Source organism: Mesonia sediminis, from assembly GCF_042684705.1.
GTDB classification, from domain to species: Bacteria; Bacteroidota; Bacteroidia; order Flavobacteriales; family Flavobacteriaceae; genus Mesonia; species Mesonia sediminis.
In genome coordinates this window covers 52,006-76,492 of the sequence record NZ_JBHULZ010000026.1, presented here as the reverse complement: position 1 = coordinate 76,492, position 24,487 = coordinate 52,006, and the positions used below count along the sequence as shown (strand labels likewise).

Annotated in this window: 19 protein-coding genes; 16 read left to right on the top strand and 3 right to left on the bottom strand. The window is 37.1% G+C overall.

Going from position 1 to position 24,487, the window contains the following annotated elements; all coding sequences use genetic code 11:
- Window positions 1-121 precede the first annotated feature (121 nt).
- From ACFSQ0_RS05995 to ACFSQ0_RS05920, 16 genes are all read left to right on the top strand, one after another.
- Complete coding sequence (locus ACFSQ0_RS05995; RefSeq protein WP_379045587.1) at window positions 122-1,996, top strand: M61 family metallopeptidase; 1,875 nt, start codon at window positions 122-124, stop codon at window positions 1,994-1,996.
- Between the two features lie 11 nt (window positions 1,997-2,007).
- Window positions 2,008-2,502 carry a DUF6913 domain-containing protein gene (locus ACFSQ0_RS05990; RefSeq protein ID WP_379045584.1) on the top strand — a complete coding sequence of 165 codons (495 nt, stop codon included), beginning with the start codon at window positions 2,008-2,010 and terminating at the stop codon, window positions 2,500-2,502.
- Window positions 2,503-2,507: 5 nt separating this feature from the next.
- Window positions 2,508-3,392 (top strand): 4-hydroxy-tetrahydrodipicolinate synthase, encoded by an 885-nt coding sequence (gene dapA / locus ACFSQ0_RS05985; protein ID WP_379045581.1) that lies wholly within the window; start codon window positions 2,508-2,510, stop codon window positions 3,390-3,392.
- Between the two features lie 55 nt (window positions 3,393-3,447).
- Window positions 3,448-4,299, top strand: a complete 852-nt coding sequence (locus ACFSQ0_RS05980) for an outer membrane protein assembly factor BamD (RefSeq protein WP_379045578.1) — start codon at window positions 3,448-3,450, stop codon at window positions 4,297-4,299.
- A 4-nt stretch (window positions 4,300-4,303) separates the two neighbouring features.
- Window positions 4,304-4,633: a DNA-directed RNA polymerase subunit omega gene (locus tag ACFSQ0_RS05975; protein ID WP_379045575.1), complete on the top strand. Its 330-nt coding sequence runs from the start codon at window positions 4,304-4,306 to the stop codon at window positions 4,631-4,633.
- A gap of 10 nt (window positions 4,634-4,643) precedes the next feature.
- On the top strand, window positions 4,644-5,849 hold the full coding sequence (gene coaBC / locus ACFSQ0_RS05970; protein ID WP_379045572.1) for a bifunctional phosphopantothenoylcysteine decarboxylase/phosphopantothenate--cysteine ligase CoaBC: 1,206 nt from the start codon (window positions 4,644-4,646) through the stop codon (window positions 5,847-5,849).
- A 17-nt stretch (window positions 5,850-5,866) separates the two neighbouring features.
- On the top strand, window positions 5,867-6,763 hold the full coding sequence (porD, locus tag ACFSQ0_RS05965; RefSeq protein WP_379045569.1) for a type IX secretion system protein PorD: 897 nt from the start codon (window positions 5,867-5,869) through the stop codon (window positions 6,761-6,763).
- A gap of 79 nt (window positions 6,764-6,842) precedes the next feature.
- A complete protein-coding gene (recN, locus tag ACFSQ0_RS05960) occupies window positions 6,843-8,510 on the top strand; it encodes a DNA repair protein RecN (RefSeq protein WP_379045567.1) in 1,668 nt (555 codons plus the stop codon).
- A 62-nt stretch (window positions 8,511-8,572) separates the two neighbouring features.
- On the top strand, window positions 8,573-9,397 hold the full coding sequence (locus tag ACFSQ0_RS05955) for an enoyl-ACP reductase FabI (protein WP_379045564.1): 825 nt from the start codon (window positions 8,573-8,575) through the stop codon (window positions 9,395-9,397).
- A gap of 161 nt (window positions 9,398-9,558) precedes the next feature.
- A complete protein-coding gene (locus ACFSQ0_RS05950; RefSeq protein ID WP_379045561.1) occupies window positions 9,559-14,007 on the top strand; it encodes a fibronectin type III domain-containing protein in 4,449 nt (1,482 codons plus the stop codon).
- Between the two features lie 189 nt (window positions 14,008-14,196).
- Complete coding sequence (locus ACFSQ0_RS05945) at window positions 14,197-16,269, top strand: T9SS type A sorting domain-containing protein (protein ID WP_379045558.1); 2,073 nt, start codon at window positions 14,197-14,199, stop codon at window positions 16,267-16,269.
- 100 nt (window positions 16,270-16,369) lie between these two features.
- Window positions 16,370-17,374: a glycosyltransferase gene (locus ACFSQ0_RS05940; RefSeq protein WP_379045555.1), complete on the top strand. Its 1,005-nt coding sequence runs from the start codon at window positions 16,370-16,372 to the stop codon at window positions 17,372-17,374.
- Window positions 17,371-18,327 (top strand): CdaR family protein, encoded by a 957-nt coding sequence (locus ACFSQ0_RS05935; protein WP_379045552.1) that lies wholly within the window; start codon window positions 17,371-17,373, stop codon window positions 18,325-18,327. The genes ACFSQ0_RS05940 and ACFSQ0_RS05935 overlap by 4 nt, the downstream gene beginning before the upstream one ends.
- Entirely contained in the window at window positions 18,324-18,914 is a 591-nt protein-coding gene (gene coaE, locus ACFSQ0_RS05930; RefSeq protein ID WP_379045549.1) for a dephospho-CoA kinase, read from the top strand. The genes ACFSQ0_RS05935 and coaE overlap by 4 nt, the downstream gene beginning before the upstream one ends.
- Before the next feature lie 69 nt (window positions 18,915-18,983).
- Window positions 18,984-20,546: a sensor histidine kinase gene (locus ACFSQ0_RS05925; protein WP_379045546.1), complete on the top strand. Its 1,563-nt coding sequence runs from the start codon at window positions 18,984-18,986 to the stop codon at window positions 20,544-20,546.
- 3 nt (window positions 20,547-20,549) lie between these two features.
- A complete protein-coding gene (locus ACFSQ0_RS05920; RefSeq protein ID WP_379045543.1) occupies window positions 20,550-21,263 on the top strand; it encodes a response regulator transcription factor in 714 nt (237 codons plus the stop codon).
- Window positions 21,264-21,315: 52 nt separating this feature from the next.
- Here the strand turns inward: ACFSQ0_RS05920 and miaA are convergent, their stop codons facing one another.
- From miaA to ACFSQ0_RS05905, 3 genes are read right to left on the bottom strand one after another with little or no spacing between them, the layout of a single operon-like run.
- Window positions 21,316-22,224, bottom strand: coding sequence for a tRNA (adenosine(37)-N6)-dimethylallyltransferase MiaA (gene miaA, locus ACFSQ0_RS05915; protein ID WP_379045540.1), 909 nt, complete (start codon window positions 22,222-22,224; stop codon window positions 21,316-21,318).
- Window positions 22,217-23,071: an ion transporter gene (locus ACFSQ0_RS05910; RefSeq protein WP_379045537.1), complete on the bottom strand. Its 855-nt coding sequence runs from the start codon at window positions 23,069-23,071 to the stop codon at window positions 22,217-22,219. Before ACFSQ0_RS05910 ends, miaA begins: the two co-directional genes overlap by 8 nt.
- A gap of 48 nt (window positions 23,072-23,119) precedes the next feature.
- Window positions 23,120-24,481: an exonuclease domain-containing protein gene (locus ACFSQ0_RS05905; RefSeq protein ID WP_379045534.1), complete on the bottom strand. Its 1,362-nt coding sequence runs from the start codon at window positions 24,479-24,481 to the stop codon at window positions 23,120-23,122.
- Window positions 24,482-24,487: the final 6 nt, after the last annotated feature.

The window sequence follows — 24,487 nt, the reverse complement described above, 5'->3', positions numbered from 1 at the left end:
TTTTTACAAAGGTAAATATAAGCTTGGCTTATTTGTTTTTTTCGTCACAAAAATAATTATTTTTGAGCGCTATGTAACAACTACTAAAATAGTCGGTCTATATAGTATGAATACAATTACTATGAAAAAAATAATCTTTCTTTTAAGCCTTTCATTTTTTATTTGGTCGTGCGGGGTTCAAAAAAACACTAAAGGCCAGCCTTTTTTTACAGAGGTTCATATAGATTTGGTTAATGTTGAAAACGACCGCGTTGAAGTAAAAATAGATCCCCAAGCTTTTAATCAAAACATCGTTAGTTATAATATTCCGCAAACGGTACCAGGTACCTATTCTGTAGATAATTACGGCCGATTATTATCTGGATTTAAAGCTTATGATTATAAAGGAAATTTACTTCCGGTTAAACCGATTGGAATGAACTCTTATGAAATTCAAAACGCGCAACAACTAGATTATATTACTTATACTGTAGATGATACTTATGATGCCGAGGATGAACTAGGAGTGTTTTCTCCATCGGGAACGAATATTGCTGATAATGAAAACTTCGTGCTAAACTTACACGGATTTGTAGGTTACTTTACGGATTTGAAAGAAACTCCTTATACGATTTCAATTTTACGCGATGCACATTTGAACGGAGGTACTTCACTTAAAAAGCTTTCTAGTCAGGCAGTTGGCGAAATGCAAATGAAAGACATTTATCAAGCTTCACGATATTTTGAAGTGATGGATAATCCTATTATGTACACCGATGTTAGCGCGGCTGAGTTTAATCTTGAGGGAGAAATGCAAGTACGTCTGTATGTGTACTCACCTAATAAAAAATATGATGCAAAAGACCTAAAGCCGAATCTTGAGAAAATTTTAAGGGCGCAAAAAAACTTTTTAGGTGAAATTGACAATACTGGCGAATACGTGATACTTCTCTATTTGTCTGATCTTGAGAAAACAGATGCGCAAGGTTTTGGAGCGCTAGAACATCATACTTCTACCATGGTAGTAATGCCAGAGGCTATGCCACTAGATTTTTTGAACAAAAGTATGACCGATGTAGTGGCACATGAATTCTTTCATATCATAACTCCTCTAAATATTCACTCTAAAGAAGTGCATTATTTTGATTACGCTAAGCCTAAAATGTCACAGCATCTATGGATGTATGAAGGGGTTACCGAATATTTTGCCAATCTTTTTCAAATCGATCAAAAATTAATTGATGAGTCTGCTTTTTATGAAAGAATTGCCGAGAAAATAGAAGCTGCAACCAATTACGATGACGAGATAGCTTTTACACATATGAGTCGGCATATACTTGAAGACCCACATGCTTCTAATTACTATAATGTGTACTTAAAAGGAGCACTAATTGGGATGAGCTTAGACATACGTTTGCGCGAATTAAGCGATGGTAAAATGGGCGTTTTAGATTTAATGAAAGCATTGAGTGCCAAGTATGGTAAAGACAAACCCTTTGAAGATGAAAAATTATTTCAAGTTATTACCGAATTAACCTATCCAGAAATTGGGGGTTTTCTAAATACTTACGTGGCGGGTAATACACCTATACCTTACAAAAAACTTCTAGCCAAAGTAGGGGTAGAGCAATCGGTAGATACTATTAAAACCGATTTTTTCTTAAATCAAGCAGATCCGTTTATAGATGCAAAACCAGATAGTAAAGAGATATTTGTACGTGAAGGTATTGCATTAAACTCTTTCCTGAAAAATGCTGGCTTGCAAGGCGGTGATATCATCAAATCTATAAATAGACAAAATTATAATCTAGATAATATTATGAACCTCATATTAACTAGTCGAAACTGGAAGGAGGGTGATAAAATTGAAATGCTGGTGGAGCGCGATGGGGCCTTACTTAATTTAAAAACAAAAGTGATAGCGCCTGTCTTGATAAAAAAAGAGTTAAAAAACATGGATCTGCCACTAGAAGACCCACGTGTTGAATTAAGAAATGCTTGGCTTTACGGTCAATAAGACAAAAACAATTGAGTTTAAAACAAAGAGCAATACAAAAAGAGGTCAATAAAAACCTGAGTCAAAAAAGGGTGCAAAAACCATCAGCTATAAATAGCATTGGGATTTTGTATGAAAAAGATCAAGTAAATATTGCAAACTTAAGGCAAAACTTGACAAAACAGTTTAAGCTTAACAATGACGCTATAAATTGTTTGTCCTTCGCAGAACAAATCAAAACCGAGAATGAGGGCGTTTTTACTAAAAAGTCGTTTTCTTTGTTAGGGAAGCTTCAGAAGCAATCTGCAGCACAGCCTTTTTTAGAAAAAAAGTATGATTTGTTAATCAATTACTTTAATCAAGATAGGCAAGAGTTATTGTTTGTCAGTAGTCGAGTGAAAACCACTTTACGGATTGGTTTTCGGTTAAATGAAAAACGTTTGAATGATTTAGAAGTTTTGGTTCCATTAGATGAACACGAGTTGTTTACACAGGAGTTAGTTAAATATTTAAAAATTATAAAATAACAATTATGCAAAAATTTGTAGGTACAGGAGTGGCTTTGGTAACACCATTTACACCCGAAAGCGAAGTCGATGAAATCGCCCTGCGCAAAATTGTGAGATTCCAAATAGAAAATGGAATTGACTACTTGGTGGTTTTAGGTACTACGGCAGAAAGCGCAACCTTAACCTCAGAAGAAAAAGAACGGGTCAAGCAAATTGTAATCGATGAAAATAACGGAGAACTACCCTTGGTCTTAGGGGTAGGAGGTAACAGTACCCAACAAGTGGTAGATCAATTGCAGAATGATAATCTTACAGGTTTTGATGCCTTGTTGTCGGTTTCTCCTTTTTATAATAAGCCTACCCAAGAAGGTATTTATCAGCATTTCAAACAAGTTGCACAAGCTACTAAAATGCCGATAATACTATATAATGTGCCGGGTAGAACCGCCAGTAATATGTTGCCGCACACAGTAGCACGACTGGCTTCTGATTTTGAAAATATAATCGGAATTAAAGAAGCGGCGGGCGATCTAGTGCAAGCAATGCAACTTATAGATAATTGTCCTAAAGATTTTTTAGTAATCTCGGGCGATGATATGATAACACTGCCTATGGTTCTAGCGGGAGGTGCGGGAGTTATTTCGGTAATTGGTGAAGGTTTTCCCGAAGATTTCTCACGAATGGTAGCCCTGGGTCTTGATCGTAAGGTCGATGAAGCCTATGAATTGCATTATAAATTAGCTCCAGCTATAGATATGATTTTTGAAGAAGGAAATCCTGCAGGGATTAAGGTTGTGTTTCAAAAATTAGGCTTATCTACGGCGGTGGTAAGGTTACCTCTGGTTGAAGCTTCGGCTAATTTAAAATATCGTATTCACGAATTTATGGATAGCCTAGCCAATGCTTAAAGCTGAAATGAAACAATTATTTTTTTACTATTCTAAAAAACAGTACTTTTGCAGGATGCAACAAATTTTAAAACATAATATTTATTATTTATTTTTACTAGTAAGTCTTATGGCTGGCCATACTTCTTGTAGTGAATACCAAAAGGCGTTAAAGAGCGATGAGGTAAAACAGAAGTATGAGGTGGCCATGCAACTTTATGAAGAAGGACTTGCTGAAAATAAAAAATCAAAACATAAAAAAGCCTTACGACTTATTGAACAGGTATTGCCTCAATATAGAGGGAAACCCCAGGGAGAACATATATCTTTTGTGCACGCCAATAGCTATTATATTTTAGGTGCTTACTTTGACTCGGCATATCAATTTGAGCGTTTTACTAAGTCTTATCCCAATAGTCAAAAATACGAGGAGGCTTTTTACAAAAGTGCATTGAGTTATTATAACGAATCGCCAAGGTATTCGCTTGATCAGACCGAAACCTTAAAGGCGATGAATAAATTTCAAGAATACATTAGTAAATTTCCCGATGGAGAGCATATTGGAGATGCTAATGAGAAATACGCAGCTCTACGTGAAAAGTTAGAGAAAAAAGCTTACGAAATCGCTAAATCTTATCATCACCGCGAGGACTATAAAGCGGCTATTGAAGCCTTTGATAATTTTATAGAAAATAATCCAGGTTCTAAATTTAGGGATGAAGCTTATTTTTATAAATTAGATGCTGCCTACATATTAGCAATCAACAGTTACGCCCAGTTGGTAGAAGAGCGTTTAATCGCGGCACAAACTTATTATGAAGATTACTTGAAATACTTCCCTCAGGGGGGATATGTAGAGCAAGCAAATACTATTGCAAAAGAGATAAAAGAGAGATTAAATAACAATTCAGAAAATAATTTAGGATAAACCTATGGATATTAAAAATTCTAAAGCGCCAGTAAGTACTACTACTATTGATAAAAACTTAGTAGATGCTCCTACAGATAACATTTATGAGGCTATTTCAATTGTGGCCAAGCGTGCTACACAAATCAATTCTGAGATAAAAAAGGAATTGATTGAGAAGTTAGATGAGTTTGCCACTTATAACGATAGTTTAGATGAAATCTTTGAGAACAAAGAGCAAATAGAGGTTTCTAAATTTTATGAGCGTTTACCTAAACCACACGCTTTAGCAGTGGAAGAGTGGTTAGAAGATAAGATCTACTTCAGAAATACAAAAGAAGACCAACAAGCCTAATCGATAAGATATGGCAGGCTTTTTACAGAACCAAAAAGTGGTATTAGGTATTACGGCAGGAATCGCCGCATACAAAATACCCTTTTTGGTTCGTTTGCTCATTAAAGAAGGCGCATCGGTTAAGGTGATTATGACGCCAAAAGCAAAAGAATTTGTTACACCCTTAACCTTGTCAACGCTTTCAAAACATGATGTGATTACCTCTTTTACCGATGAGGAAGATGAGGTTTGGAATAACCATGTTGATCTAGGCCTTTGGGCCGATTTTATGCTGGTGGCACCGGCTACGGCTAATACTTTGGCCAAAATGGCCCATGCTCAATCCGATAATTTTTTATTAGCTACTTATCTCTCTGCAAAATGTCCCGTGTTTATTGCTCCTGCAATGGATTTGGATATGTACAAACACCCGGGTACTCAAAATGCTTTAGATAAATTAAGCGCTTTCGGGAATTTAATTATTCCTGTAGGCAGTGGAGAACTAGCAAGCGGTTTAAGCGGTGAAGGCAGAATGGCAGAACCAGAGGATATTATTAATTATATTCTTGACTATCAGCGAAAGCAAAACCCTTGGACAGGAAAAAAGGTGTTGATAACCGCAGGGCCTACTTATGAAGCAATTGACCCGGTTCGGTTTATTGGGAATCACTCAAGCGGAAAAATGGGTTTCGCTCTTGCTAAAGAGGCGGCCAAGCTCGGCGCACAAGTGGTTTTGGTTAGCGGCCCTACCAATCAAAAAATTGACTTGCCTAATGTTAGCCTTATCCCGGTAACAAGCACCAAAGAAATGTATGATGCTGTTTTTAAGCACTATGAGCAAGTAGATTTGGCTATAGCTGCAGCGGCAGTATCAGACTATAGGCCTGTAAAAAAAGCCGATCAAAAAATTAAAAAAGCCGATCAATTTCTAGAAATCCAGCTAGAAAAGACAGAAGATATCTTAAAAGCGATGGGCGAAGCCAAAACCCGACAATTTCTAGTGGGTTTTGCACTTGAGACAGAAAATGAATTGATGAATGCCCGTGGGAAATTACAACGTAAGCACTTAGACGCAATTGTATTAAACTCATTAAACGACAAGGGGGCAGGGTTTAAGCAACCCACCAATAAAATTAGGATTATCGATACCCAACAAGTTTTAGATTATGAGTTAAAGACCAAAGATTTGGTAGCTAAAGATATACTTAATTATATTCAATCACGTTTAAATAACTAGCATCTAACTTTTATATTATGGCTTATTTAAAGCGTTTTATTTTATTGCTCATCATAGGGTTTAGCGTGAGCTTACAGGCTCAGGAATTAAATTGCAGTGTTACTTTAAACGCAGAGCAAACAGGAAAGACGCAATTAAGCATCTTTAAAACCTTGCAATCTTCGATAGAAGATTATATGAATAAAACGCAATTTACTAATCTAAATCTTAAGAAAGATAAACGTATAAATTGTGCTATATTTATTACGGTAAAAGAGTTTGAAGCCGATCAATTTAGAGCGACCATTCAAGTGCAATCTTCAAGACCAGTTTATGGCAGTACTTTTACTACTCCAGTGTTGAATTATAAAGATGATGATTTTAATTTTCAATATACAGAATTTGATCCGTTAAGGTTTGAGCCCAACAATTATTCAGGTAATTTAACGGCAAACCTCAATTTCTTTGCTTTTACCATAATTGGATTAGATGCCGATACATTTAAATTAAATGCAGGAGATGAATACCATCAACAAGCCAAGCAAGTTGTAAACATAGCTCAACAAGGAAGAACTACTGGTTGGTCTCCAGGAGATGGGGCTATGTCTAAGTACAGACTTAACGATGACTTGCTTTCTAATGCTTTTCAAGACTATCGTAAGGCGCTTTATGTTTATCATATAGAAGGCTTAGATAGTATGTATCAAGATGCAGAAAAAGGTAAAACAAAAGTGGCAGAAGCCATACAGCTCTTGCGTCAAGTGAGTGGAACAAGGCCCAACTCGGCACCCTTACGAATGTTTTTTGATGCTAAAGCCGATGAGATTACTTCTATTTATAGTGGCGGTCCAAGTATTCCGATGAATAATTTAATCGATAACCTCAAGAAAATTGCTCCTTTGTACAATAAAAAATGGGCGCAATTAAAATTGTAATTTCTGTTGCCTAAAATTGGTAGCATTAATTAAACTCTTTTATCTTTACATTGCGATAAAATCTTAAAGCCAATTCAATTTGCTAAGCAGTATTACCATTAAGAATTTTGCATTAATTGAAGATGTTCAATTAACATTAGACGAGCATTTTAATATTATAACAGGAGAGACGGGCGCAGGAAAATCTATTATTCTTGGTGCTTTAGCTTTGTTAATAGGTAAACGAGCCGATTTGTCTTCTATGCGCGATGCAACAAAGAAGTGCGTAATAGAAGGTATATTCAATATCCAAAACTATGACTTAAATTCTTTTTTTGAATCAGAAGAGCTTGACTATGAGCCGCAAACCATTATACGCAGAGAGATATTACCATCGGGTAAATCTAGAGCCTTTATCAATGACACTCCAGTGCGTTTGCAACAATTAGCTGGTTTAGGAGAACAATTAATAGATATACATTCGCAGCACCAAACCTTGGCCATTGGCAACACCAATTATCAATATGCTATTTTAGATGCGATAGCCGATAATTATTCTACTCTAAACGATTATAAATCAGCTGTAGCTGAACTAAAAAATCGGCAAATAGAATATGCACAATTAAAAGAAAAACAAGCCGAAGCTCAAAAAACCTATGAGTATAATTTATTCTTGTTAGAAGAGCTACAGGAAGCAAAAATAACCCCCCAAATTCAAGTTGAGCTAGAAGAACAGCAGAACGCACTAAGCAATATAGAGATGCTGCAAGAAAATTTAGGCTTTGCTAGTCATCAATTCAATCAAGAAGATACGGGAGTGTTGGCGCTTTTAAGGCAAATAAAACAAAAATTGGGGGCACTCAATGATTTTGGATCTAAATACGCAGAATTGAACGAGCGCTTAAAAAGCTGTTTGGTCGAGTTAGAAGATTTAAGTAGTGAAGTTGAAGATCAGCAAGAGAGCATTGAGCATAACCCAGAGGCGCTGGCTTTAGTGAACGATCAATTAGATAAAATTTATGCGCTGCAACGCAAGCATCAAACCGATAGTTTAGATGAGCTATTGCAAATTCAGCGAGAACTAGAGGATAAAGTACAACTTACCACCAATGCACAAGAAGCTGTAGCAAAATTAAAACTTGCGATTGAGCAACAGCAAAAAAAATGTGCAGAAAAAGCCCAAAAACTCTACAAAAACCGACTCAAGGTAATACCTAAATTTATTCAAGCAGTAAAAATTACCTTGGCCAATTTAGGTATGCCAGACACAAGGCTTGAGATTCAACTTAAGCCTACCGCTGATTTTAATACTTGGGGTCAAGACCAAATGCAATGGTTGTTTAGTGCCAACGCAGGTATGTCTTTAAATGAAATTAGTAAGGCAGCTTCTGGGGGTGAGCTTTCGCGGATTACCTTGGCGGTTAAAAGCATATTAGCAAAATACAAACAATTACCCACCCTTATTTTTGATGAAATAGATACCGGAATATCAGGAGATATTGCTAAAAAAATGGGAGAGGTCATGCGCCAGATGAGTCAAAAGCTACAAGTTGTGGCCATTACCCATCTACCTCAAGTGGCCGCCAAAGGGAGTAACCATTTAAAAGTGCAAAAAGAAACACAAGCAGGAAAAACCCAAACATTAATCAAGCATTTGGGACATCCAGAACGCATTGAGGAATTGGCCGAAATGCTTGGCGGAAATCGGGAGTCTAAATCGGCTATGGCACACGCAGAAGCCTTACTCGTAGATTCTGCTCAACAATAAGCAAAACGAATAACTAATTTGACATAAGATTTAATATATTTACAGCAATAAAATAAACAAACATGGCTTATAACTTACTTAAAGGAAAAAGAGGAATTATTTTTGGCGCTTTAGATGAAAACTCTATAGCCTGGAAAACTGCAGAACGAGTTTTTGAGGAAGGCGGTAAATTTGTCTTAACCAACGCACCCATAGCAATGCGTATGGGGAAAATTAAAGATTTAGCTGCAAAAACAGGTGCTGAAATTATTCCTGCCGACGCCACCAAGGTTGAAGATTTAGAAAACCTAGTTGAAAAAGCCACCGAGATTTTAGGAGGTAAGCTAGATTTTGTATTGCACTCTATAGGGATGTCTGTAAACGTAAGAAAAGGAAAGCATTATACAGATATGAACTATGATTTTACCACCAAAGGCTGGGATGTATCTGCAGTTTCATTTCATAAAACAATGCAGGTACTATACAAAAAAGAGGCTATGAACGATTGGGGAAGTATTGTGGCGCTTACCTATATGGCGGCTCAGCGAGTATTTCCAGATTACAACGATATGGCAGACAATAAGGCCTATTTAGAATCTATCGCAAGAAGTTTTGGTTATTTCTTTGGGGTAAATGCCAAGGTACGTGTTAACACCATTTCACAATCACCAACACCTACTACTGCGGGACAAGGGGTAAAAGGTTTTGATGGTTTTATCGCTTACGCGGATAAAATGTCGCCACTGGGTAATGCTACTGCAGATGAGTGTGCAGATTATACCTTAACCTTATTTTCAGATCTTACCCGAAAGGTTACACTACAGAATTTATTTCATGATGGAGGTTTTTCTAACATGGGTGTAAGCCAAGAAGTGATGGAAGCTTTTGAAAAGGGCTTAGAAAAATAAAAATTTAATTGTCTCAAATTAAGAACCGCCCATTGAGGCGGTTTTTTTTATCCTATAATTTTTCATTTAATCGGTTCATCTAAGAATTAATGGAATTTCTTTGTTTCTTTAACTAAATTGTAAGTATATTTAGACTTGGTTTAATCAAAATTATAACTTTTATGAAAAAAATTACCTTATTAGCTTTACTAACTATCTTGTTTAGTTGGCATGGCTATGCACAATTCGGATGTGGATCTGGTGTGGTCATTTCAGCTGGCTATACCGCATCTAACATTACAACTCCCGGTACGGGAGGCCCAGAAGCTTGGGTTACCGGCTCAACGCCCTCTAATAACTATTTAAATGATGATGTCTACCTATTTGAATATACCACAGGGGCCACGGCAGAGCAAATCACTATGACGATATTTACACGTAATGCTTGGAATGGTATAACCATTTATGATACCTGTAATGGTACAACCCTTTCGGGTGAATTGGATAAAGCTACAACTAGCTCAGGCAATGTTAGTAATACGGTAACAGCAGCAGTTGCCGCTAATTCTACCGTATATATTGCTGTGGGGCAATGGGGAACACCTAATGATTTAGATTTTGATGTTACCAGTTTTACTGTTCAATCTTGTGTAGCACCAACTGCTTTAGCAGCAAATAATATTACAACTACTTCGGCAGATCTAACTTGGACAGCTGTAGGTAGCGAAACAGCTTGGAATATTGAGCTGGTTACCGCAGGTACAACACCTACTGGTACACCTACCGCAACAGGAGTAAGCAATCCGTATACGGCGACCAACTTAAATTCTGGTACCGATTATGAATATTATGTTCAAGCGGTTTGTGGTTCAGATACAAGTTCATGGGAAGGTCCGTTTGCATTTAGCACATCTTGTGTGACTGCTAGTGTGCCTTATTTAGAAGATTTTAACGGAACTTCCTTTGCTCCAGACTGTTGGTCAGAAGCAGGTTCTGGAGACCCTACAACGGGTCCTAGTGGCTTGGGTTCAAGCTCTTGGCAATCAGATGAATACAGAAATGATACCGCTGCTTCAACCGCAGCTCAGATTAATCTTTTCTCAGATAATAAAGAAGAGTGGTTAATCTCTCCATTAATTGATTTAGGGCCAACCGGCGGTTACTCTTTAACTTATGATGTTGCCGAAACTGACTATGCTAACTCAGGGCTAAATGAAGATGGAGGAATGGCCACTACCGATGATGAGGTTCAAGTTCTAATAACTACAGATAATGGAGCTACTTGGACGAACCTAAAGACTTACGATGCCAACAATACTGCACCTAACGCAGGAATAAAAGAATATATTGATTTGGCGGCCTATACCGGTGTGGTTCAATTTGCTTTCTGGGCAAGTGAAGGTACGATCGATGATACAGCCGATTATGATTTTCATATAGATAATGTAGAAGTGGTTGTAACACCTAACTGTTTTGCACCTAATGCTTTAAGTGTTGCTAATATTACAGCTAATTCAGCAGAGCTTTCTTGGACTGCTGGTGGTAGTGAAACCGCTTGGAATATAGAAATTGTACCGGCAGGTACTGCGCCTACAGGAACGCCAACCGCTACAGGTGTTACCAACCCTTATACCGCTACCAACTTGACGCCAAATACAGGTTATCATGTATACGTGCAAGCAGATTGCGGCTCAGGAGCTTTGAGTACTTGGGTAGGACCACAAAATTTCACCACTCAATGCGCAGCTTTAATGGCTCCTTATACAGAGTCATTTGCATCGACAAGTATACCAGCTTGTTGGAGCCAAAGCGCAATTGCAGGAGACGGATGGTATTTTGATTCTAGTTTTACGTGGAATACTACTGGATGTTCAGCCACTCCAACAGATCATTCAGGTGCTAGTGGTAGCTATGCTTCTATTGACTTCTCTTCAACAGATACTGAAGTGGTATTAGAAATGCCTGTGATAGATGTAAGTGGTTTGACGGTTCCAGCATTAAAATTTTATACTTTTTTATGTACTACAGATTATAGTCCCGTAAATGAATTATATGTAGAAGCATTTGACGGTACCAATTGGAATCAAATCGGTTTAATTAATACCGGCAGTGCTGCTTGGGAAGAGCAAATCATTGGATTAGGTTCTGCGGTAGTAGGTAACTTGGTTACTTTACGTTTCCGTGCAGAATCTGGAGGCTCAACGTTGGATTACTATGGTGATTTAGCCTTAGATGATGTGAGTGTTGAAGAAGCGCCAGCTTGTTTATATCCTTCAACTTTAGATGCTAGTAACATAACGAATAGTACGGCAGATCTTTCTTGGGTTGCTGGAGGAACCGAAACAGCGTGGAATGTAGAAATAGTTACTACTGGTACAACACCAACAGGAACACCAACGGCAACTGCAGTTTCAAATCCGTATACGGCTACTAACCTTACATCAAATACAACTTATGATTATTACGTGCAAGCCAATTGTGGTACAGACGGAAATAGTAGTTGGGTAGGTCCATTTACTTTCACTACAGCATGTGATGCTTTTACGCTTCCAGTAGTTGAGAATTTTGATGCGGCCTCTTCAGGTTCATCTTCTAACCCTACTAATGCAGATTGCTGGTCTTTTATTGCATCAGGATTAGGTTATGGTTATGTGAGTACAGTAAGTGACAATTCTGCACCGCATTCATTCCGTATATTTAATTCTAGCGACACAACAGGAGATTATATTTTAGTAAGTCCAGAAATCACGGGCTTAGGTACAGGTAACAACCGTGTTGTATTTGGTATGGATTCATCATTAGGACAAGATTTAATTGTAGGAACAATGTCTGATGCATCTGATGCAACCACCTTTACTCCAATACAAACGGTTACAGATCCTGATGGTAATTATAACGTTTATACTGTTTATATACCTGCAGGAACCGATTCGTATTTAGCCTTTAAACATGGGCAAAATGGCAGTTCTGACAGTTACTATTTAGATGATATTACAATTGAAGTTAATCCTTCTTGTATAGCACCTGTTGATATTGTATTAAATTATGTTACCGATTCTGTGGCTGATTTAAGTTGGTCACAGCCAGCAGGAACAGCTAGTGGTTATAATGTAGAAGTAGTAACGGCTGGCACTGCACCAACGGGTGTGCCAACCGGAACGAGTGTTTCTACTAACTACTCGGCAACCAACCTAATGGATGATACTGCCTATGATATCTATGTTCAGGCCGATTGTGGTACAGATGGTACCAGTGTTTGGATAGGTCCATTTAATTTTACAACTAACTGTACTGCTGTTACCGCTCCTTGGTTAGATGATGTTGAAGCATTTACCCCTACCACTAGTTTTAATGGTGACTTATGCTGGCAAACGACTAGCACGAGTTCTTGGGATTGGAACATTGACGGATTAAATAGTACCCCATCTTCAGACACAGGTCCTGCAGGGGCTTTTAGTGGAAGTAATTATTTCTATACCGAGGCAACAAGTGGTAGCCAGGGAGATGTAACTGAGCTGATTACTCCTTTAGTAGACATTGGAAATAACATAGCCAGTTTAGAATTCTATTACTTTATGTATGGTGCCGATATGGGAGATCTTTATATTGATGTTTTTGATGGAACTGCGTGGGTAAATGGGGTAGACTCAATAATCGGCCAGCAACAAACTGCGGAAACCGACCCGTGGGCACTTAAAACTGTAGATTTATCAGCTTATTCAGGAGCCATCAAAGTAAGGTTTAGAGCTATTCGCGGTGTTGATTTTGAAAGTGATATCGCTATAGATGATATTGCTATAAATGTAACAGCACCTCCGTGTGCAGATCCTTCTGCGCTAATGGTAAGCAACTTGAGCGACACTACTGCTGATGTTTCTTGGACAGCAGGTGGTACAGAAACCGAATGGGAAATCGAGTACGGTGCAGCCGGATTCACTCAAGGTAGTGGAACCATTGTAAATGATAACGACGGTACTTTAGGTGAAACCTTAACAGGATTAACCGCAAGTACAGCTTATGACGTATATGTACGTGCCATTTGTAGCGTAGGAAATGAGAGCGCTTGGGTAGGACCAGTAAACTTTACTACTTTAGCTCCTCCCTGTTCAGATCCTTCAAACATAAGCGTAGCTAATATTACTAATACTACAGCTGATGTAACTTGGACAGAAAATGGTAGTGCGACTACTTGGGAGATTGAGTACGGTACTAGCGGTTTCACTCCAGGTACAGGTACAATTGTCTTAGATAATGATGGCACTTTAGGTGAAACCATAACAGGATTAACAAAAGACACGAATTATGATGTTTATGTTACCGCGTTATGCGCTGGAAATACAAGTAGCCAAGTAGGGCCAGTAAGCTTCAAAACAGATAATTTGGGTGTTTATGATAATGTTTTCCAGACATTTGAGTATTATCCAAACCCAACTCAATCTGTGTTGAACTTAAAAGCAGCCAATTCTATTCAAAATGCTACAATCTTTAATTTGATTGGTCAGCGTGTAATTGAGGTGAATCCGAATCAACTGAGTACAGAAATTAACTTAGGTGATTTACCAACAGGTGCCTACTTAATGCAAGTGAAAATTAACGAAAGTCTAAAAACTTTTAGAATAATTAAAGAGTAAGAACCTGATTTTTATCATATAAACCCCTTAAGGTGAAAACCTTAGGGGGTTTTTTTGTATATTTAACGAACAAAGAAACTTTTAAACTGAAAATTTGGTAAATATCTACTAGATCTAAAATTATAAGTAGCTTTGTTTTTAATTCTATTTTGTTTTTATAGAATTATATTTTGAAGAAACACCACTAATATGAAGAACCTCTATTTAACCTTCTTGTTTTTCGGGTTGCTCACACCCTTATTCAGTCAGATTAATGTGAGCCAAAATTTTGATTCAAGCTCTAATTATACCAACGGTTGGTATGATGATGGATCCTTCATTATATCCAGTACAGGGGCTTGTTCAGGAAATAGCGTCAGAGATAATTTATGGTACGACACGCCATCTTCAACCGGTAGTGTCCAAGGTAAATTATACTCTCCCGTGGTAATAGGTATTTCCAGCGGTACGCCTATGCAAGTTAGTTTTGATTACAAAATTGTAAATTATAGAGCTAATGGAGCGCCCAATACGGCTACACCTCCCGGTTGGGGAAATTTAAAAGTTGAATTCACAACCGATCAAGGACAAACTTGGAATCCCGTTATTACTATCGACGATACCAATCACGTGACCAGCGTTTCTTGCACAACAATTAACCAAACCATACCTGCGAACGAATTACCACACGGAGCAGATTTTCAACTGCGGTTCACTTCCAATTGGTTATCAGGAGACTTTTTCGTTTATTTAGATAATATTTCGGCTGTTCAAAATTACAACAGTCTTCCAGCTTGTGATGTGAATTTGATATCGCCTGCCCATGGTTCTGTTAATGCATCAAATAACGGTATTTTAGTATGGGATAATGCCACAGGTTCGCATTCTAATGAATTAAGCGTAGGTACCGCACCTGGCGCAAGTGATGTGCTAGCCCCAACACTTATACCAAATGGAGTAAACACCTATAATTTGGGCACCCTAGCTCAGAGTACTACCTACTACGTTCGAATCAATCCAATTAATGAAATTGGCATGCAAACCTGTAATGAATTTCAGTTTACTACTGATGGTCCACCATTAAACGACCCTTGTTCGGGAGCTTTTGTGGTAAATAGTTTTCCTTATAACATAACACAAGATGCTTCACAAGCAACAAATAACAATGGTTTTATTTCGGCTTGTGCACCAGGTATGAATGATGGGGTGTGGTATACCTTTGTAGGTGATGGAAATCAAATAACAATCGATGTTGAGGAATCGGGAAATTGGTCAGGTGCACTTGGGTTGTATACCGGTAATTGTACAAATCTGAACTGTATCGACTTTTCGGATGTGGGTAGTACAGAACAAATCGTATTCAGCAGTGTTGCTGGCACAACTTATTATATCAATATTGGAGGCAATTCAGGAACCAATGATTTGCCAGAAGGAGTTTTTGACCTGAGCATTACCTCAGAACCTTCTTGCCCTGCACCTTCTAATCTCAGCATTTCGGCTATTACAGACAACGCTAGCCAAATTAATTGGGTTGAAAATGGATCGGCTACCAGTTGGGAAATTCAATACGGCCCAGCTGGCTTCACATTGGGCAGTGGGTCTATACTAACAGATAACGATGCTACTCCTAACGAAATGATAACAGGTTTAACAGCTAACACTAGTTATGATGTATATGTGCGTGCCCTTTGTGGAACAAACGATGAAAGCGTATGGATTGGTCCAGTTAGCTTTCAAACCACCGACAGTTCTTGTTCTGCTCCCTCAAATATTATAATAACTAATGTAACTAAAAATTCTGCCGCCATAGATTGGCAAGAAAACGGTTCGGCCACGGCTTGGCAAGTTGTTTATGGTGTTCAAGGCTTCGATCCAACCCAAGATGGAATTTCAATCTTCGATAACGACGGTGCAAAAGGTTTAAGTGTTCAAGGTTTGCAACCCAATACAACTTATGATGTATATGTCTTTGCGGTATGCAGCAACGATTTGAGCGATTTATTTGGCCCTACTAGTTTTACTACACAAGTCTTAAGTGCCAAAGAAGAAACACTAGTCAATTTAGAAATATATCCTAATCCTGTGAAAGATATAGTTTTTATGAAATCTACTTATACCATAGATAAGGTGAAGTTATATAATTTAAGAGGTCAACTTATTTGGGAGAGGCCAATCCAAGCTTTAAAGGCAAAGGTAAATTTAGGACATTTAAAAGCGGGAGTGTATATGTTTCAAATCGAGATAAACGGAACCGCCCAAATTAAAAAATTGGTTATACAATAAGGCTTTAGATAAGATAACTCAAAATAATACTTAGCAATAAGCGCTAAAAACCCTACCTTTAAACTTTTATTGGTAGGGTTTTTACTTGAAATTGATTTTTATGGAAATAAAGTATTCATTTGTTATACCGGTGTATAACCGTCCCCAAGAAATAGAAGAACTCTTGCAATCCTTCCTTGCAATGAAAAAAACAGTTGGCTACGAGATTATTATCGTAGAGGATGGCTCTACCATAAGTAGTGAAGATGTGGTTTCAAAGTACAAAAACCAACTTAGCATACAATACTTTAAAAAAGAAAACTCGGGGCCTGGAGACAGTAGGAATTACGGCATGGCACGAGCTAGATCGCCTTATTTCATTATCTTAGACAGTGATGTGATACTGCCTTCTCATTATTTGCAAACGGTTGATAAGCAATTGACGTCTCATCCACTTGATTGTTTTGGGGGGCCAGATGCCGCACTAGCCACTTTTACTCCATTGCAAAAGGCCATAAACTATACTATGACTTCTATGTTAACTACTGGAGGTATTCGGGGTAAAAATAAATCCGTAAAGGCTTATGAGCCGCGCAGTTTTAATATGGGGTTATCTCAAGCAGCTTTTGAAAGTACAGGAGGCTTTGGCCGTATACACCCAGGAGAAGACCCAGATTTGGTACTGCGATTAAAAAAACAAGGTTTTAGCATTGGCTTTATAGAGAAGGCTTTTGTTTACCATAAAAGACGAATAAGTTGGTCTAAATTTTATACTCAAGTGAATAAATTCGGTAAGGTGCGCCCTATTCTCAATCAATGGCATCCCAAATCAAAAAATATAGCCTTTTGGTTTCCTAGTTTTTTTGTAGCAGCATCATTATTAAGTTTAATTTTGACACTAGTCGGTCTATATGTTCCAATACTGTTGTTGGGATTTTATTTGCTGATTTTATTTCTGCATGCGAGTTTTCTTGAAAAGAGTGTGCGCGTTGGGACTTATGTTTTATGTGCAGTATTTATACAGTTTTACGGATATGGTTTAGGGTTTATAAAAGCAAGCTTTCTTTTAAAAAACAAAAGTAAAACTCCAGAGCAACTTTTTCCTAATTTATTTTTTAACTCATGAGAGGATTTAGTTTTTCGAATAAAAGAAATAGTATATTAAACAAAAGCAACTTCAAAGCTTTTGCCATTTTCGCTTCATTTTCGTTTTGTACTTGGTTGCTTATTCAGTTTTCAAAAACCTATACTCAAGAATTTAAATTGAAAGTTATTTTTGAAAATTTCCCTAAAGATAAATTGGTTGATGAGCGAGAAAAAACAGTCGAAATTCGGGTGCAAACAACAGGTTTTAGGTTATTTTGGATTGGCTTTAAGAATCTTAGTCTGCGGCAAGATGCCTCTAATTTACCCGAAGAAAAAAACTACTTGCTCTACAATACAGGTTACTTTAAAAAGGAAATCGCCAAAGAACTCAGCCTGGACATTAGCAATGTGGAATTCCTTACTCCTAGCATAAAACTTCCTTTTTCGCTTAAAACCATTCGTGAATTACCAGTTAAACCGCAAATAAATATAAATTATGCCAGAGGTTACGGGGCTTACAATCCTTTGGTTGTTTTTCCTGAAAAAGTAAAAGTAAGTGGGCCCGACCATCTTTTGAAAGATATTGATTATATAAATACCCAAGAACTTAACCTAAAAAATTTAGATAAAACAACGCAAGGAAAAGTACAATTAGCAAAGCCACATGAAGAAGTAATACTTTACAAGGATGCTATAACTTACAAGGCTTTCGCCGAAAAATTTACAGAGGGTAGAGCAGAGGTTCCTATAGAAATTATTAACAAACCTCAAGAAGGAACGCTGAGTATTTTTCCAAAAAAAATAGAAGTGATCTATCAAGTGAGTTTGCGCAATTTTGATCAAGTAAATGCGCAAGACTTTCAGGTGATTTGTGATTATGCAAAAATTGGTGAAAACGATAATTTTATGATTGCCAAACTAAAGCAAAAACCAGAGCAAGTTACCCATGTACGCTTGAGTTTAAATAAAGTAAATTTTGTGATAAAAAAATGATTGTAGTAGGATTAACAGGTGGAATTGGTAGTGGTAAAACCACTGTAGCAAGATTTTTTCAAGAATTAGGGGTTCCGCTTTATATTGCCGATTTAAAAGCAAAGGAGCTTTTACACCGAGATGAACATTTACAAAAAGAAATCATAGCGCTGCTAGGAGAAGAGGCGTTCGTCAACGGCAAGTATAATACTGCTTATGTGAGTAGTTTAGTATTTGCAGACCCCAAACTTCTCACAAGATTAAATGCCATAATTCATCCTGCCGTCCATGCGGATTTTAAGCAATGGAAATCAAATCAAAAAACCGATTATATTATTTATGAAGCCGCCATTTTATTTGAGCAAAACAGGCAAGACCAAGTAGATTATACGATTTTGGTTACCGCACCACTCGAAGAGCGAATAAAACGCGTTATGCAACGAGACCAAACCAATCGGCAAGCAGTGCTTGATAGAATCAATAAACAATGGAGTGATGAGCGCAAAAAATTGTTGGCCGATTTGGTGATAGAAAATAAAGTCTTATCGGCTACCAAAGCTCGGGTGCAAGAAATTCATAAATACTTGCTAAGCCTAGTAAGTAAGTAGGCTTTTGCTAGTGTTAACATTTGGTTAAACCCTTAAAAAAGTAAATGTTAAAACCTTACTTTTGGAGACATGAAAAAGAAAGTTTTTGTCTTTTTGGTGTTGCTCATGAGCCTTTCGCTTATCGGAATAATCTTTGTTCAGGGGTATTGGATTAAAAATACGGTTGAAACAAATGAGGAGCAGTTTTCTTTTAATGCACGCCAAGTCTTGTTTCGCGTAGCCGATAGAATTGAACGTGAAGAAATAGACAAATACTACATTCAATACACACGGGTAGCCGACTCGACAAAACCTACCACCGCGAGGCTGAGCGAACTTTTTCAAATTAAACAAGACGAGCTTACCAACGAAACTTTTTTCTATACCAACAGTATCTTGCAAGAAGATTACAAATTATCTTCTTCTTTTTTAAGCGAAGAAAAAGATTCTATCGCTTTTAAAAAATTAGTAAATAGAAAAATTACGCGCCTAATTCATGACGATAAGCTTCGAGACAATCAAAATCTGAGTGCAGAGGAACGTTTTGAGAAAATATCAAGACTAGAGGATAATGAGAAATATTTATTGGTAGAGGCAATTAAGGAAAAAGCAGCCAACTTGCCTATCCACAAACGCGTAGATACCGAAAGGGTGAAAACATTAATTCAAAATGAGTTAGCGGCGCGCCGAATTCAATCTGGCTTCGAATTCGCTATTTATAGCAAAGACCTAGCAACAAAAGTTCGAACCGCCAACTTCGATCTTGATTCTCCTGCCACTTACGGTACACCATTGTTTAAAATGAATAATAATAGTTATCGGTTATACATCAATTTTACCGAAAAGAAAAAGGAAGTGCTTTCGTCTATTGCAGTAATGACTTTCTTGAGCATTGTGTTTACCTTGATTATTATAATCGCATATTACAGTGCAATTTCACAGCTGGTGAAGCAAAGGCAAATTTCACAAATCAAGACAGATTTTATAAACAATATGACGCATGAGTTCAAAACGCCAATTGCTACTATAAATTTAGCATTAGACTCTATAAGAAACCCAAAGATTGCGCAAAATCAAGATCGGGTAAACCGTTATTTAGGAATGATTCGTGAGGAGAATAAGCGTATGCATGCTCAAGTAGAGAATGTATTACGTATTTCTAAGTTGGAGAAAAATGAGCTCAACATAAAAAAAGAACGCCTTAAGCTTCATGATATTATTGAAGAAGCGATTACCCACGTTGAGTTGATAATTGAAGATCGCGGTGGATATATACAAACACATTTTGGTGCATTAAAATCAACGATACTAGCCAATGAGACACATTTTACCAATGTTGTAGTAAATATGCTAGATAATGCTATTAAGTATTCTACCGAACAACCAAGAATCGATGTGTACACCGAAAATGTAAAAAATTATATTGTTTTAAAAATAAGAGATCAAGGGCAAGGAATGAATCGTATTGTGCAAAAAAAGGTCTTTGAGAAATTTTTTAGAGCGCATACAGGCGATATTCATAACGTTAAAGGACACGGGCTTGGTCTTGCCTATGTCAAGAAAATAGTAGAAGACCATCACGGTACTGTCACTTTAACCAGTGAAAAGGGGAAGGGAAGTACTTTTATTATTAAATTACCTTTAATATCATAAAATATGGAAACTGAAAACAAAAAGATTTTATTAGTTGAAGATGACCCGAACTTCGGGATTGTTTTAAAAGATTATTTAGCGATGAATGACTATGAAGTTACACACGCTAAAAACGGAATGGAAGGCTTTGAAAAATTTAAGAAAGACGATTTTAATTTATGCATTCTAGATGTGATGATGCCTTACAAAGATGGTTTTACTTTAGCCAAAGAAATAAGAGAGAAAAATGAAGATATACCCATTATCTTTTTAACGGCAAAAGCTATGAAAGAGGATGTTTTAAAAGGGTATAAGGTTGGTGCCGATGATTATTTAAATAAACCTTTTGACAGCGAAGTGCTACTGATGAAAATTCAGGCTATTATGCAGCGTAAAGCTACTGACAGTGTAGCCGATAGCAAACAATTTGAATTTGAAATTGGTGATTTTCATTTAAATTCTAAATTACGTTTCTTAACTTTTAGAGAAGAAGAGCCACAAAAGCTTTCACCTAAAGAAAATGAACTACTTAGGTTATTGGCATTACATGAAAATGATTTAATGCCTAGAGAATTAGCGCTTACTAAAATTTGGAGAGACGACAATTACTTTACTTCTAGAAGTATGGATGTTTATATTGCAAAATTGCGTAAGTACCTTAAAAAGGATGAAAACGTTGAAATTTTAAATATTCACGGTGAAGGATTTAGACTTGTGATTAGAAATCAAGAAGAATAACAGCTCAAGATAAAAATTTCTAGTTTCCAAAAATTACTTGCCAAATGGGCAACTATTTGGCAAGTGTTTTTTGTTCTATATAGTGAATTATAGTTTTGCTATCTTGGGTATAATCAAACCACTTTATTTCGGGGTCTTTTTTAAACCAAGTCAGTTGCCTTTTGGCAAACCTCCTAGTGTTTTTTTTAATTTCGGCTATCGCAAAATCGAGAGTCCATTTTCCGTCAAAATAGGCAAACAACTCCTTGTAACCTACCGTATTTAAAGCGTTTAATTCACGGTTAGAATATAAGTTTCTTGCCTCTTCCAACAACCCCATTTCTAGCATCAAATCTACGCGTTTTTCGATACGCTCGTAAAGAATAGCACGATCGGCTTCTAAACCTATTTTTATATTTTTAAAATTTCTTTCCTTCTTGTTTTGGGTTCTGTAAAATGAAAAATTTTGTGGCGCGCCTAAACAAATCTCCAAGGCTCGAATAACGCGCTGCTTGTTTTGTAAGTCGGCTTTTGCGGCATACTCTGGGTCCAATTCTCTTAGTTCTTCAGCTAGTTTTTCTAAACCCTCTTCGGCATAACGCTGATTTAAATTTTCACGGATATGCGGGTCAATATCCGGAAATTGATCTAAGCCATCGGTGATGGCTTTTATATATAAGCCGCTACCACCTACCATTACTAATGGGTTTTTGTCTTGAAACAATTTATCTATTAGCGGAATGACCTCCTTCTCAAAATCACCAACAGAGAACTCCTGGTGTATGCTTTTATTCTGAATGTAATGGTGTTTTGCAGCCTTTAATTCGCTCAGACTCGGCACGGCTGTTCCAATATTCATTTCTTTATAAAATTGTCTAGAATCGGCCGAGATGATTTCGGTATTAAAGTGCTGGGCTACTTTTATTGCCAAAGCGGTTTTGCCTATAGCCGTTGGCCCTAAAATATGAATTAGATTATTCATTTTTTTTTCTTATTTCATTCCGTAAAGAATAGCCGCAACGATGGCAATATTTTGCCCGGTCTAAATGCGTTTTTTCGTTACAATTATAACAAGATAAAGAATTAAACGATTGGTCATTTCTGCTTCTAGCACTGTATTCTGCGCTTACTATACCCGTTGGTACCGCAATAATACCATAACCCAATATCATAATTAGAGATGCCAAAAATCTACCCATCGAAGTTATAGGGTGAATATCTCCAAATCCTACTGTAGTTAAGGTTACAATTGTCCAATAAACACCAACGGGAATACTCGTAAATCCGGCTTTTTCGCCCTCTATCATGTACATCAAAGTACCGGCGATGATTGAAAGGACTACCACGGCAAATAAAAATACAAAAATTTTGGCTCGGCTATTGCGCAAGGCGCCTAATAGTCGATTACCTTCGCCCATATAGCGCGAAATTTTAAGTACCCGAAAAACGCGCAAAAGCCTTAAGGCTCTAAAGGTAATGAGTGCTGAGCTTCCGGTAATAAAAAAGGATAGGTATAAGGGTATGGTCGATAGAAAATCAATGATACCATAAAAGCTGAAGATATAGCGTGAAGGTCGGCGAATACTTATAATTCTCAAAATATACTCTATGGTAAATAAAATAGTAATAATCCATTCGGCATATATTAAATACTCATAAACCCACGGCTCAAGACCGGGTACACTTTCGAGCATCACAAAAATTACGCTCAAAAAAATAAAAACCAATAGAACAACATCAAAAGCTTTACCAGCAGGGGTCTCTGCTTCGTAAATAATGTCGTGCAATTTTTCACGCCAGGTGATATCGGTATGCTTATTTTTGTTCAAAATACAAGTAGCCGGTTAAGCAGCCTAAATTATTAATAAAATAAGGGATTAAAAACTTTTTACCGATAGATTTTTTTTGCGGCGTAAATAACTTTGAATAATATGCCGAGTATCCCGGTTTTCTTGTGCATAGGTGAGGCGTTTTTTCAATAGTTTAATGTCTTCAAACTGATGATTGAGGGTAACAAATGCATAACCTAGATAAGTACCGTCTTCAATCAATAAAATACTTTTTTCATCGGGTTTTCTACCCCGATCTACAATAATCATATTTTGATTTTTGTAATTGTACTTTTCTTCCAGTTCCGCTATACGGGAGTTGTAACTATCAGGTGTTTCTTCGCCAATACATGCCCCGTTGCATTTTTTTATAGTATAGTTAAAACAGTTACCCGAAGTTTTATGCAAACCAGTAAACTTAGCACATAAACTATAATCTTCTGTCACCCGTTCTAAAAACGACTTGGCTTGTCGCAAACTGGTAAAGGTAGTAAGGGGCTGATCAGCCAATTTGGCTTCGGCGATTCGCATAGTTTTGTAACCCATTTCGTTTTCACGGATTTCAATAGCGTAATTGAATATATCTTTTTTTAAAGCTCGATTGTATTTAGGTTTTAGTTTTTTTATCGCTTCATTTTCTTTAATCAAAGCGAGTAACTCTGTGCCAGTGGTCTCAATACTAATGCGTTGCACTTCAATCTGCATTTTCTTAGCCTTGTGACTCGTATTGGTAAAATGCTGGTTTATACGTTTTCTTATGTTTTTGCTTTTACCCACATAAATAATATCTCCAGCCGTGTTATGCATATAATAAACGCCAACAGTAGCAGGCATTTCTTCGATTAATCGTATTAATTTTTTATCTAAACTATTCTTGGGTAAACTGCGTACCGCTTTTTTTACTATTTCTTTATTAGCATCTTTTTGTAAAAGCAGTTCAAACAATTTAACAGTTGCCAAAGCATCTCCGCTTGCCCTATGCCTATTGGTTATAGGGATTCCTAGACTTTTTACTAGCTTTCCTAAGCTATAGGAGGGTAAATCGGGTATAAGTTTTTTTGACAATTCAAGACTACATAAGGTGTTGCGTTCATAACTATAGCCTAAACGCTTGTATTCTAGCCTTAATATACGGTAGTCGAATTTTGCATTGTGAGCTACCAGTACGCAATCTTCGGTAATTTCAATTATTCTTTTGGCTACTTCATAAAATTTAGGTGCCTGGCGTAGCATTTCATTGTTGATACCGGTAAGTCCTACTACAAAAGCTTGAATGGGACGTTCAGGATTTACTAAACTGATGAATTGATCAACGATTTGTTCTCCGTCATGCTTATAAATAGCAATCTCAGTAACGCCTTCTTCGTTGTATTTACCTCCGGTGGTTTCTATGTCTACAATGGCATACATGCTGTA